General features: G+C 74.1%; 12 protein-coding genes. 2 read left to right on the top strand and 10 right to left on the bottom strand.

Annotated features, from left to right (window positions below; all coding sequences use genetic code 11):
* Both QQA02_RS11400 and topA read right to left on the bottom strand, forming a co-directional pair.
* The coding region (locus QQA02_RS11400) for a hypothetical protein (protein WP_284864341.1) at positions 1-723 on the bottom strand (723 nt) is incomplete at its 3' end.
* Positions 724-793: 70 nt separating this feature from the next.
* Positions 794-3,817 carry a type I DNA topoisomerase gene (gene topA / locus QQA02_RS11405; protein ID WP_284774838.1) on the bottom strand — a complete coding sequence of 1,008 codons (3,024 nt, stop codon included), beginning with the start codon at positions 3,815-3,817 and terminating at the stop codon, positions 794-796.
* Between the two features lie 247 nt (positions 3,818-4,064).
* Between topA and QQA02_RS11410 the strand changes: the two genes are divergently transcribed.
* Positions 4,065-4,691 (top strand): DedA family protein, encoded by a 627-nt coding sequence (locus QQA02_RS11410; RefSeq protein ID WP_284774836.1) that lies wholly within the window; start codon positions 4,065-4,067, stop codon positions 4,689-4,691.
* Positions 4,692-4,879: 188 nt separating this feature from the next.
* Here the strand turns inward: QQA02_RS11410 and QQA02_RS11415 are convergent, their stop codons facing one another.
* A complete protein-coding gene (locus tag QQA02_RS11415; RefSeq protein ID WP_075663114.1) occupies positions 4,880-5,083 on the bottom strand; it encodes a cold-shock protein in 204 nt (67 codons plus the stop codon).
* Between the two features lie 416 nt (positions 5,084-5,499).
* Here QQA02_RS11415 and QQA02_RS11420 point away from each other — a divergent pair, with 416 nt between their 5' ends.
* A complete protein-coding gene (locus QQA02_RS11420) occupies positions 5,500-7,836 on the top strand; it encodes a DEAD/DEAH box helicase (protein WP_284774880.1) in 2,337 nt (778 codons plus the stop codon).
* Positions 7,837-7,899: 63 nt separating this feature from the next.
* Here the strand turns inward: QQA02_RS11420 and QQA02_RS11425 are convergent, their stop codons facing one another.
* The 7 genes from QQA02_RS11425 to ssd form a co-directional block, all read right to left on the bottom strand.
* Positions 7,900-8,253 (bottom strand): Rv3654c family TadE-like protein, encoded by a 354-nt coding sequence (locus tag QQA02_RS11425; protein WP_284774835.1) that lies wholly within the window; start codon positions 8,251-8,253, stop codon positions 7,900-7,902.
* Positions 8,250-8,546 carry a hypothetical protein gene (locus QQA02_RS11430; RefSeq protein ID WP_284774833.1) on the bottom strand — a complete coding sequence of 99 codons (297 nt, stop codon included), beginning with the start codon at positions 8,544-8,546 and terminating at the stop codon, positions 8,250-8,252. Before QQA02_RS11430 ends, QQA02_RS11425 begins: the two co-directional genes overlap by 4 nt.
* A gap of 61 nt (positions 8,547-8,607) precedes the next feature.
* Positions 8,608-8,802, bottom strand: a complete 195-nt coding sequence (locus QQA02_RS11435) for a DUF4244 domain-containing protein (protein WP_284774878.1) — start codon at positions 8,800-8,802, stop codon at positions 8,608-8,610.
* A gap of 218 nt (positions 8,803-9,020) precedes the next feature.
* Positions 9,021-9,704, bottom strand: coding sequence for a type II secretion system F family protein (locus QQA02_RS11440; RefSeq protein ID WP_284774831.1), 684 nt, complete (start codon positions 9,702-9,704; stop codon positions 9,021-9,023).
* Entirely contained in the window at positions 9,701-10,516 is an 816-nt protein-coding gene (locus tag QQA02_RS11445; RefSeq protein ID WP_284774829.1) for a type II secretion system F family protein, read from the bottom strand. The genes QQA02_RS11440 and QQA02_RS11445 overlap by 4 nt, the downstream gene beginning before the upstream one ends.
* The gene (locus tag QQA02_RS11450) at positions 10,513-11,757 is read right to left on the bottom strand and encodes a TadA family conjugal transfer-associated ATPase (protein WP_284774827.1); all 1,245 of its coding nucleotides are present in this window, start codon (positions 11,755-11,757) and stop codon (positions 10,513-10,515) included. Before QQA02_RS11450 ends, QQA02_RS11445 begins: the two co-directional genes overlap by 4 nt.
* Positions 11,754-12,464, bottom strand: a 711-nt coding sequence (ssd, locus tag QQA02_RS11455) for a septum site-determining protein Ssd (RefSeq protein ID WP_350309458.1), incomplete at its 5' end; no start/stop codon positions are given. The genes QQA02_RS11450 and ssd, both read right to left, overlap by 4 nt.

Consider the following 12,464-nt stretch of genomic DNA (forward strand, 5'->3'; position numbering starts at 1 on the left):
CGCAAGGACCGGGACCTTCGCCGCGGCCAGGCCGACGCCGGCCGCGCACGCCGCGCCGTAGCCGAGCGCGCGCGGCGCGCTCAGCCGCGCACCGCGGCGGAAGAGCAGCCAGGAGTAGATCGCGTGCTGCCCGGCCAGGGCCAGCGCCCCGGTCACCGGGCGCGCCGCCGGGCCGTCGGCCTTGCCGGGCTCACCCGGCTTCTTGCCTGCCTGCTCGGCGGCCTTGTTGACCTTGGCGGCCGGGTCGTGCGGCTGCTCCTCGGGAAGCCTGCGGGTCTGCTGGGCGTCGGCGAAGGCGCCGAGCAGCAGCGCCCCGGCCAGCGGGCCGCGCGAGGAATCCTCCTTGAGCACCCCGGCGGCCAGCACCGACTGCGCCACCGGCACGAGCACCCGGGTGGTGCGCCGCAGGCCGAACAGGCGGGTCCAGCCGGACGCCTCGCCGAGGGCGATGGAACCCAGGCGCGTCGGGTCGACCACCGCGCGGCCGAGCGCCTGGCCGAGGGCGGCCACGCCCTCGGCGGTGCGCCCCACCGCGTCGTCGGTGGCGTCGGCGGCACGCCGGCCGTTCTCGTGGCCGGCCACGGCGGCGACGGCGTCGCCCACGACGCCGCCGGCGGTGTGCGCGACGTCGGCAATCGAACGCGCGCCGGAACCCAGCGCACCCTCGATGGTGCGCGCGGCGTCGGCGAGCGAGGAACGCCAGGCGGAGGTGTTGAAGGACATCGGAAAACTCCTGTTCGTGCGGGCGGGGCCCGCACGAACGCGCGCCCCGCCGGGTCTGCCCGGCGCAGGCCTACTTGCGTCGGCTGCCGGCGCGCACCACGTTGCGGGTGGTCTGCGGCGGCTTCTTGGCGGCCTTCTTCGTGGTCTTCTTGGTGGACTTCTTGGTCGTCTTCTTCGAGGTCTTCTTCGTCGACTTCCTGGAAGTCTTCTTCGAGGACTTCTTGCCGGCCTTCTTGGTGGACTTCTTCCCGCCACCGTCGGCGGCGACCTTCGCGCGACGCTCCGAGAGCAGCTGGTTGGCGCGCTCGTCGGTGATCGTCTCCGGGGTGTCGCCGCGGCGCAGCGAGGCGTTGGTCTCGCCGTCGGTGACGTACGGGCCGAAGCGGCCGTCCTTGACGCTCATCGGGCGGCCCGAGACGTCGTTGTCGCCCAGCTGCTTCAGCGGCGGGCGCGCCGCCTGGCGGCCGCGGCGCTTCGGCTCGGCGTAGATGCGGCGGGCCTCGTCGAGGGTGATCGTGAAGATCTGGTCCTCCTCGGCCAGCGAGCGCGAGTCCGAGCCCTTCTTCAGATACGGGCCGTAGCGGCCGTTCTGGGCGGTGATCGTTTCGCCGTCGACCGGGTCCACGCCCACCTCACGGGGCAGGGAGAGCAGCTTGAGCGCCTCCTCGAGGGCCACCGAGGCCGGCTGCATCGACTTGAACAGCGAGGCAGTCTTGGGCTTGAGCTCCGCGTCGACGATCTCCGCGATGCGCTTGTCCTTCTGCTTCGCGGCGGTCTTGGTCTCCCAGTTCTTCTTGCGCTTGCCCTCCTCGGCGCGCTGGCGGTCCTCCTCGGCGCGCTCGGCGGCGACGATCTCCTCGGCGTGCGCCTCGGACTTCTCGCGCTCGTCGTCGCGCACGATCTCGGTGACGTAGGGGCCGTAGCGGCCCTCCTTGGCCACGACCATGCGCCCGTTGGCCGGGTTCTCGCCCAGCTCACGGCCGCCCTGCGGGGTGGCGAAGAGCTTCTCGGCGTACTCGAGGGTCAGCTCGTCCGGAGTGGTCGCCTCCGGCAGGTTGGCGCGCTGGTACTCCGGCTCGCCCTCCGCGGTGGTGCCCACGCGGCGCTCGATGTAGGGCCCGTAGCGGCCCACGCGGACCACCACGGCGCGGCCCTCGGAGTCGTCGAAGAGGTGCAGCGAGTTCACCTTGCGGGCGTCGATGTGCTCGAGGTTCTCGCCGACCAGCGACTTCAGGCCGCCGCGGCGCGCGATCGCGTCCGCGAGGTCCTCGGGGGCGTCGGCGTCGCCGAAGTAGAAGCCCGTCAGCCACTCGGTGCGGTCCTCCTCGCCGGCGGCGATGTCGTCGAGCTCGTCCTCCATCGAGGAGGTGAAGTCGTAGTCGACCAGCGCGGCGAAGTTCTCCTCGAGCAGGCCGACGACGGCGAAGGCCACCCAGCTGGGTACCAGGGCGTTGCCGCGGGGGAACACGTAGCCGCGGTCCTGGATCGTCTTGATGATCGAGGCGTACGTCGACGGGCGCCCGATGCCGAGGTCCTCCATCTTCTTGACCAGGCTGGCCTCGGTGTAGCGCGACGGCGGGTTGGTCGAGTGGCCCTCGGCGGAGATCTCCGCGGCGGTCAGCGAGTCGCCTTCGGAAAGGCGCGGCAGGCGGCGCTCGGCGTTGTCGGCGACCTTGCGGCCGTCGGAGAGCTGCGAGGTCTCCACGTAGACGCGCAGGAAGCCGGGGAAGGTGATGGTGCGGCCGGTGGCGGTGAACTTGGTGTCCTCGCCGTCGGCGGTGGCGGCGGTGATGTCCACGCGCATCGAGGTGCCCTTGGCGTCGGCCATCTGGCTGGCGACGGTGCGCTGCCAGATCAGCTCGTAGAGCTTGTACTCCTCGGCGTCGAGGCGGCCGTGCAGGGAGCCCGGGGTGGCGAAGGACTCGCCGGCGGGGCGGATGGCCTCGTGGGCCTCCTGCGAGTTCTTGACCTTGCGGTCGTAGTGGCGCGGCTTGGCGGCGACGAACTCCTCGCCGTAGAGCTGGCGGGCCTGGGTCCGCGCGGCGTTGAGACCCTGCTGCGACAGCGCGGTGGAGTCCGTACGCATGTAGGTGATGAAGCCGTTCTCGTAGAGGCGCTGCGCGATGCGCATCGTGCGCTCCGAGGTGAAGCGCAGCTTGCGCCCGGCCTCCTGCTGCAGCGTCGAGGTCATGAACGGCGCGTACGGGCGGCGGGTGTACGGCTTGTGCTCGACGTCGGCGACGGTGAACCGTGCGTCGGCCAGGCCGGCCTTGAGCGCCTCGGCGCGGGCGGAGTCGACCACGACGACCTCGTCGCGGGACTTCTTCAGTTGCCCGCGGTCGTCGAAGTCGCGGCCCTGGGCCACGCGCCTGCCGCCCACGGCGGACAGGCGGGCCGGGAAGGTCGAGGGGTTGTCCGGGTCGGCGTCGCTGGCCCCGGTGTCCAGGGTGGCGGCCAGGTCCCAGTAGTCGGCGGAGATGAACGCCATGCGCTCGCGCTCGCGCTCGACGATCACGCGGGTGGCCACGGACTGCACGCGCCCGGCGGACAGGCGCGGCATGATCTTCTTCCAGAGCACCGGGGAGACCTCGTAGCCGTAGAGGCGGTCGAGGATGCGGCGGGTCTCCTGGGCGTCGACGAGGTTCTCGTCGAGGTCACGGGTGTTCTCCGCGGCGGCGAGGATGGCGGGCTTGGTGATCTCGTTGAAGACCATGCGCCGCACCGGCACCTTGGGCTTGAGCACCTCGAGCAGGTGCCAGGCGATGGCCTCGCCCTCGCGGTCGGGGTCGGTGGCCAGGTAGAGCTCGTCGACCTGCTTGAGCTTCTTCTTGAGGTCCGCGACCTTCTTCTTCTTGTCCGGGCTGACCACGTAGAGCGGGGCGAAGCCGTGGTCGGTGTCCACGCCGAGGCGCGCCCACGGCTCCTTCTTGTACTTCGCGGGCACGTCGGCGGCCCCGCGCGGGAGATCGCGGATGTGGCCCACGGAGGCCTCCACGATGTAGTCGTCGCCGAGATAGGGCTGGATCTTCTTCGCCTTCGTCCCCGACTCGACGATGACCAGGCGCTTGACGCCCTTACCGCCGTTGTCTGCCACGCGGTCTCATCCCTCTCGTTGTCTCTGCTGAGGTCGGCGGCGGCGCGGGCCCCGGGGCGGGGGCGAACTTCGGCCCCGCGCCCGGCGGCCGACCCCGACCCTCGGGGCGCGCCGCGCTGACCGGCCGGTACACCCGGCCCGGGAAATTCTGTTCTACACCGTACACAGTCCTCTTTACCTCGCACGCAGCCGCATTAGAATCAGCCAGGAACGACCCGCGCTCTTCACCCCCGCCGGAGGCCCCCAAATGGCAGACCAGCTCACCGTCCTCATCGAGGCTGTGCTGGGCTCGTGGTGGTTCCATCCGCTGCTGGCGTTCTTCATCGTCGGCGACGCCCTGTGTCCCCTGCTGCCCAGCGAGACGATCATCACCGCGGGCGCGGCGTGGTCGGCCAGCCGCGGGGTGCCGGACGTCTGGGCGGTGTGGACGATCGCCGTGGTCGCGGCCGTCATCGGCGACAACATCTGCTACCTGCTGGGCACCCGCCTGGTGATGTTCGTGCGCTCCATGCCGCCGAAGTCGAAGATGGGCCGGGCGGTCGACTGGGTGGAGAAGTCCATCCGCACCCGCGCGGCGATGACGATCATCGTGGCCCGCTTCGTGCCCTGGGGCCGCTGGGTGCTCACGATCATGCTGGGCGCGATGAAGTACCCCTGGTGGCTGTTCCTCCTCATCGACTCCGTCGGCGTGGTCGTCTGGGTCAGCCAGGCGGTGCTCATCGGCTACCTCGGCGGCTGGGTACTGCAGGACTACCCGATCCTGGGCATGATCCTCGGCGTGACCCTCGGCGCGCTGGTCGGCGTCCTCATCGACCGGGTGCGCCAGTACTTCTCCGACGCCCACCAGGTGCGCACCGGCACCTCGCGCGCTTAGTCCCGCGATTTCCGACGTCCCGCCGGTCGCCGCCGGCGCGCAGGCTTCGGCGCCCGCGGGTGGCGCGCGCCTGCGGCGCGCTTCCGGCGCAGGGTGCGCCGGGCTGAAAGCACAGAAAAACCCCGGCGCCCCTGAAGGGGACGCCGGGGTCTCGGCTGCGCGGGGCCTAGACCCCGCTACGGCGCGGTCTAGAGGGCGCGGACCTGCTGGGCCTGCGGGCCCTTGGTGCCCTCGCCGATCTCGAACTCGACCTTCTGGTTCTCCTCGAGGGTGCGGAAGCCGCTGCCCTGGATCTCGGAGTAGTGGACGAAGACGTCGGAAGAGCCGTCATCGGGGGCGATGAAACCGTAGCCCTTCTCAGCGTTGAACCACTTCACGGTTCCCTGTGCCATTTCAGTACCTCTTTTTCGGTGGCTGGTGGTGGATGGTGGTCATACCGAACTTCCAGGTACGACTCCACCGCCTGAAAGGACTCCCGGAGACCGGAGGGCCTTGAAGGGGGAAGAAGCATCTGGACGCCCGCGTCAAGCTTTTCTGCGAGCGCCGTGTGAAACATGAAACACTGCGCGAAAAATCTGCGACCAGCCCTCAGTGTTCCACAAAAGGTCGCGCGGCGATAGGATCAGGTCCACCGAATAGGCAGAAATCGCCCCCACCCGGGGTCTCCCGGGTCGGGGGCGGCCGGTCACACCAGCGCGCGGACCGGCTTCCCGGACAGCGAGGCGGCGGTACGAGGGTGGACGAGGAGACTCACGTCGGCGCACACGACGGCACCACCGCCGCCACCCCCACCGGGCTCGGCGCGGAGCTGACCGACCTGATCCTGCGCCGCTTCCCCGAGTCGACGTGCACCTACCGCGGCACCATCCCGGCGCGCCCCGCGCGGTACGCCGACTGGCCGGGGTGGGTGCACCCGGGCCTGCGCGCCCACCTGGAGGAGCGCGGCGTCGTCAAGCCGTACACGCACCAGGCGGAGGCGGCGCAGCTCGCGCACGCCGGCCGCGACGTCGTCGTCGCCACGGGCACCTCCTCGGGCAAGTCGCTGGCCTACCAGCTGCCCGTGCTCACCGACCTGGCCGCCGACGAGACCGCCTGCGCGCTCTACGTCACCCCCACCCGCGCGCTGGGCTCGGACCAGCTGGCCGCCACGCTGCGGCTGACCCGCGCGGTGCCGGGGCTCTCCGGCGTCGCACCCGCACCCTACGACGGCGACACCCCCACCGAGGCGCGCCCGGGCATCCGCGACCACTCGCGCTGGGTGTTCACCACCCCGGACATGCTGCACGTCTCCGTGCTGGCCAACCACCCGCGGTGGGCGCGGCTGCTGCGGCACCTGCGCTACGTCATCATCGACGAGTGCCACACCTACCGCGGCGTCTTCGGCGCGAACGTGGCGCTCGTGCTGCGGCGGCTCAGCCGCATCGCCGCGCACTACGGGTCGCGGCCGACGTTCGTGCTGGCCTCGGCGACGACCGCGGAGCCGGCCGCGCACGCCGGCCGGCTGACCGGCCGTGAGGTCACCGCGGTGACCGAGGACGGCGCGCCGACGGGCCGGCGCACCCTGATGCTGTGGGAGCCGGGCTTCATCGAGGGCGCCGAGGGCGACAACGGCGCGCCCGTGCGCCGCGCGGCGACCACGGAGGCCGCCGACATCATGGCCACGCTGATCGCCCAGGGCGCGCGCACGCTGACCTTCGTGCGCTCGCGGCGCGCCGCCGAGACGGTCGCCCTGCGCGCGGCCGAGGGGCTCTCAGCGCAGGGGCGCCCCGACTTCGCCCGCAGGGTGGCCTCCTACCGGGCCGGATACCTGGCCGAGGACCGCCGCCGCCTCGAGCGCGAGCTCGACGAGGGCACGCTGCTGGGCGTGGCCACCACCAACGCGCTGGAGCTGGGCATCGACGTCGGCTCGCTGGACGCGACCGTGACCGCCGGTTTCCCGGGCACGGTCGCCTCCTTCTGGCAGCAGGCCGGCCGTGCGGGGCGGCGCGGGCAGGAGTCGGTGGTGGTGCTCGTCGGCCGCGACGAGCCGATGGACACCTACCTCGTGCACAACCCCGACGTGCTGCTGGGCCGCCCGGTCGAGCGCAGCGTCTTCGACCCCGCCAACCCCTACGTGCTGCGCAGCCACGTCTACTGCGCGGCGGTGGAGAAGCCGCTGTCCGACGCCGAGGTGGTCGCCCTGGGCGCGCAGGACGTGGTGGCGGGGCTCGCCGCCGAGGGGCTGTTGCGCCACCGCCCGCGCGGCTGGTTCCCCGCCCCGGTGCCGGCCGGAACCGGGCGGCTGAGCCCGGAGACCGCGCACACCCAGGTCTCGCTGCGCGGCTCGGGTGCCGAGGAGGTCATGATCGTCGACCAGACCGACGGGCGCCTGCTGGGCACCGTCGAGGGGGCGCGTGCGGCCGCGCAGGTGCACCCCGGGGCGGTCTACCTGCACCAGGGCGAGTCCTTCGTGGTCGACGAGTTGGACTGGGACTCCTCGCTGGTGCTCGCGCACCCGGAGACCCCGGAGTACTCGACGCACTCGCGCGGGCAGACGGACATCCGCATCATCGGCGGACCGGACGACGACGGCATCTTCAGCCCCTCGCCGGGGCTGTGGGTGGCCTCGGTGGAGGTCGAGGTGACCGACCAGGTCACCGGGTACGTGGTCAAGCTCCCGGACGGCACCACGGTGGACAACATCCCGCTGGACATGCCGCCGCAGGTGCTGCGCACCCGGGCGGTGGCCTACACGGTGGACCCGCTGGTGCTCTCGGCGGCCGGGATCGCCGCGGCCGACATCCCGGGCACGCTGCACGCCGCGGAGCACGCGGCGATCGGCATGCTGCCGCTGATCGCCACGTGCGACCGGTGGGACCTCGGCGGGGTGTCCACCGCGGAGCACGCGGACACCGGGCTGCCGACGGTCTTCGTATACGACGGGCACCCGGGCGGGGCCGGCTTCGCCGACTGCGGCTTCGAGCGCTTCGCCGAGTGGATCGAGGCGACCTTCGAGGCGGTGCGCTCGTGTGCCTGCGAGTCGGGCTGCCCCTCGTGCGTGCAGTCGCCGAAGTGCGGCAACGGCAACCAGCCGCTGGGCAAGGCCGGGGCGGTCAAGCTGCTCGGGGCGATGGTGACGATGTGCGCCGGCGGCGCCGGGCGATAGACCCAGGCGGGGTTGAGACCCGGAAGGCGGCCGGGTACCCCGCGCCCTGCCCGGGGCACAGGCTCAGAGTGGACCCGCACGGGCCACGCCGGTGCGCCCGGAGACGGTCACGGTGACCACCACGTCCCCGCCGTCGACCCGGCAGGCTGCCGGTTCGGCGTCGTTGAGGCGCGCGGTGGACTCGGCGACCGGGCAGGCCGCGTGTCCCTCGGCCAGCGCGGTGGCCGCGGCGACGGCGGCCATGTCGGCGGCGACCTGGGCACGGTGCAGGGCGATCAGGGTGGCGGCCACGGCGGCGAGGACCACGATGACGCCGGTCAGCGCCGCGGCGAGGCTGGCCGCCAGGATCGTGGCGTAGCCCTCCTGGTCGCCGAGGACGCCGCGGGCGGGGCGCCGCGGGCGCCCGGGGCCGTTCACCGGTACTCCACCGGGTAGGCGGCCCGGGCGGTCAGCTCACCGATGGGCGCCCGGACGGTGGCGGTCGCGGTGACCACCCCGCCGGACTCGCGGACGGTGAGGCTGCCGCGGTCAAACTGCACGCCCTCGGCCCCGATGGCGTGCGCCCGGGCGGCGGCACCGGCGGCGTCGACGGCGGCGAGGTAGCCGGCCAGTGTCACGGCCCCGCCGACGAGCGCGGTGAAGACGATGACCAGGCAGGCCACCCCCACCGCGGCCTCGATCGTGACCGAGCCGGACTGGTCGGCCAACACGGCCCGGCCGTGTCTGCGCGCAGTGCGCCTGCGCGACGGTGTCGACGCCACGGCGGCCACCTCAGTTCGGGGTGCTCGACAGCGCGTCGTTGATGATGCCCTCGAGGGCGTCGCTGACCGCGTCGCTGTTGATGATCATGTACAGCACCGCCGCCAGCGCCGCGGCGGCGAGCGTCCCCATGGCGTACTCGATCGTGGACAGGCCGTACTGGTTGCCGAAGACGCCGCGGACGTCCTTCGACTCGGCGTCGGGGATCGGCTGGTCGGGGGCGGTTATGCGGTCGCGGGTGCCGGCGACGGCGGTGGACTCGTCGGTCGCGGTCAGGTCGGTCAGGTCGTTCAGGTCCGGGTCGGTGGCGGTCAGGGCGTTCGTGGTCCGGTCAGTGGCGTGGATCGTTGTCGTGGTCATGGCGGATGTCCTCTCGGATCGGTCGGTTGAAGTCGAGGTCGGTCAGGTCCAGGTCGGTTCCCTCTTCAGCCCAGGATGTTCCCGGCCAGGCCGAGGACCACGGGGGCCAGTCCGAGGATGAAGAAGGCGGGCAGGAAACAGAGCGTGAGCGGCATGGCGATCAGGACGCCGGCGCGCTCGCCTGCGGTCGTCGCGCGGTCCTCGGCGCGGCGGCGCAGACGCCCGGAGATCCGCCCGGCGGCGGTGGCCACCCGGGTGCCGGAGGCCGCCGATCCCGCCGCCAGCGCGGCGAGGTCGGACAGCCCCGGCACCGCGGCCATCGGCTCCCAGGCCCGCTCGGGCTCGGCGCCGACGGCCAGGAGGCTGGCCACCGTCCGCCAGGTGCCGGCCAACGGCTCCCGGCTCGCCTCCGACGCGATCTGCGCGGCGACCGCGGGCGCGAGCCCGGCGGCGGTGCACGCGGCGTACAGGTCGATGTCGGCGGCGATGTCGAGCAGCAGCCGGTCCCAGCGGCGGGTGTCCTCCGCCCCGAGGCCCAGGCGTCTGGCCAGGGCACCGGCGGCGGGCAGCCGGGCGGTCGTCTCCGGGTGCGTCACCCGCGACGGCCCGTCACGGGCACGCGGCTCTCCTGCCGCTCCCCCGGTCGTCCCGCCGGCCGCGACGGCCCCGTCGGCGGCGGCGAGCCTGCCGCCCGGTGCCGGTGGCGCCCAACAGACCAGCGCGAGGGCGAGGGCGAGCGCGGCGATCATCGCGCCACCCCCGAGGCCCGGGTGATGATCACCCGCGACCAGCTCAGGCCCGCCGCGATCAGGGCGATGCCTGCGACCAGGAGCATCCCGCCCGTCCCGCCGCCGGTGAGCACGGCCAGGGGGTTGGCGCCCATCGCGGTGCCCAGCCCGATGCCGGCCAGCGGCAGCAGCGCGAGGATGACGGCCGTGGACTGCGGGCCGGTCAGCGCCGCGGCCGTCGACTCGCGGTGGCGGCGGCGCTGCTCCACACGGGCGCGGGCCTGCTCGACCAGGGCGGCGGTGGGCAGCCCGTGGTCCTGCGCGGCGTGCCACAGCCCGGCAAGCTGCGCGGTGTCGCGGTCGGCCTCCCCGTCGGTGCCCTGCGCCCAGCCACCCGTCGTGCCCGCGGCCCCGCCGCTCAGCGCGAGGGCGAGGGCTGCGACGTGGGCGGGATCCTTCTCCCGGGCCCCGCGGGCGGCCGCCTCGACGGCGCGCGACGCCGGGGCGCCTGCCTCGAGCTGCCCGGCGAGCAGCCCCAGGAACGCCGCGGTGGCCTCCTCCCGGCGCTCCCGCGCCCGGCGGGTGCGCCAGGTGCGCCAGCCGGCGACCGCGGCGGCGACCGCGACAGCCCCGGCCAGCGCGGTGGTGGTCTGCCCGGCGCGCACGACCACCGCGACCACGGCGGTCACGCCGAGCACCGCGGGCAGGATCCGCCCCGAGAACCTCCCCGTACCGGCGCGCCGCGCGAGCGCTCGCAGCCGGATCCGCGGGGCGGGCAGCCACGCGACGCAGACACCGGCGGCGAGCAGCAGGGCGAGCTGGACCGTGGTCATGGCTCTCTCCTCCCCCGGTGGCGCCCGCCGTCGGTCGTCGGACCGTCCGGCCCCTCCGGTCCGGCCGGCGCGGCGACCGACCCCGCCCCGACCAGCGCGGGCGCGTCCGCGCCGTCGCGGTCGAGGTCCCAGGCGGGCACGAACTCGACCGTGGCGTCCGCGCGGGTGCGCGCCACGCCGATCTGGGCGAGCCGGCGCACCCCGTCGGCGCCCCGGCGCATGACCAGCACCGCGGTGACGGCCGCGGCCAGCTGGGAGTGGGCGGCCACCCGGTCCAGCCCGCCCATGGCGGCCAGGGCCTCGACACGGGCGGGCACCTCGCCCAGCGAGTTCGCGTGCAGGGTGCCGGCCCCGCCGTCATGGCCGGTGTTCATCGCGGCGAGCATGTCGACGATCTCCCCGCCGCGGATCTCGCCGACGACGATGCGGTCCGGGCGCATGCGCAGCGCCTGGCGCACCAGGTCGGTCAGGGTGATCTCGCCGCTGCCCTCGACGTTGGCCCGGCGCGCCGACATCGAGACCACGTGCGGGTGGCGCGGGCGCAGCTCCGCGGTGTCCTCGATGCAGATGACCCGTTCGCCCGCGCCGACCTCGCCGAGCAGCGCGGAGAGCAGCGTGGTCTTGCCGGATCCGGTTCCGCCGACGATGAGCAGGCTGCGCCGGGCGGCGACCAGCCCACGCAGCCGGTCGGCGGTCACGGGGCTGAGCGTGCCGGCGGCGACGAGCCCGTCGAGGTCCAGGTTGGCCTGGCGCAGCACGCGCAGGCTGATCAGCGTGCCGGTCTCCGAGGGCGGGGCGAGCACCGCGTGCACACGCACCACAGTGCCGTCGTCGCGGCGCAGCCGGCCGTCAGCGAAGGGCTGGGCGTCGTCGAGGCGCCCGCCGGAGGCGATCGCCAGACGCGCGGCCAGGCGGCGCACCTCCGCGTCGTCGGCGAAGCGCACCCCGGCGCGCTCGAGGCCGGCGCCCCGGTCGAACCACACCTTCTCCGGGCCGTTGACCAGCACGTCGGTCACCCCGCGCAGGGCGAGCACCGGCTCGAGGGGGCCGAGCCCGGTCGCCTCGTCGCGCAGCGCGCGCAGCACCTCGAGCAGGTCGAGGTCGCTGATCACCCCGGCCTCCTCGCGCACGGTCTCGGCGACGTGCGCCGGGTCGCCTGCCCCGAACGGGTCGCCGGGGCCGCGCTCGCGGGCGAGCCTCGCCTGGACGCGTTCGACCAGCTCCCGGCGCGCGGCACTCATCGTGCACCCCGCAGCTCGTCGAGGACCAGCCCGGCCGCCCGCGCCAGCCCGCGCGGGGGCCGGCCCAGTCCGCCGAGTTCGGCGCGGCGGGCCAGGCCACGCTGCGTGGGCAGCTCGCCGATGACGCGCGCCCGGGTGAGCCCCGCGACGTCGTCAAGCGTCAACGACGACCAGCCGCGGTGGCGCACGAGCACGCACGCGCCGGTGCGCCGGGACTCCAGGCGCGCGCACAGGCGCGCCGCGGCGGCCGTCGCGCGCACCTCGGCCGGGGCGAGCACGACGACAAGGTCGCAGGCGTCGCTGACCTCGTCGGTCATCTCACCCCACGGCGGCAGGTCGACGACGACGGTGGCGGCCTCCCGTCTGAGCACCCCGACCGCGGCGACGACCTCGTCCGGTCCGGGCCCGGCCGCGGCGGCGAGCACGGAGCGCCCGGCGGTGAGCAGCCAGACGCCCTCGCGGGTCTCGGGAAGCGCCTCGACCAGGTCGCCTGCGGGGATCTCGCCGCGGGTGAAGTCGACGTCGCCCCAGCGCAGGCCCGTGGTGTCCTCGTCGCCGGTGAGCAGGTCGAGCCCGCCGGAGTTGGCCACGGCGTCGACGAGCGCGACCGGCCCGTCGGCCGCGGCGCCCACCGCGCAGGCGGCCGCCAGGGTGCTCGCCCCGGCCCCGCCGCAGGCCCCGGCCACGCCGAGCACCCGGCCGGACTC

This window comes from Corynebacterium sp. MSK006 (genome assembly GCF_030232385.1).
GTDB lineage: Bacteria > Actinomycetota > Actinomycetes > Mycobacteriales > Mycobacteriaceae > Corynebacterium > Corynebacterium frankenforstense_A.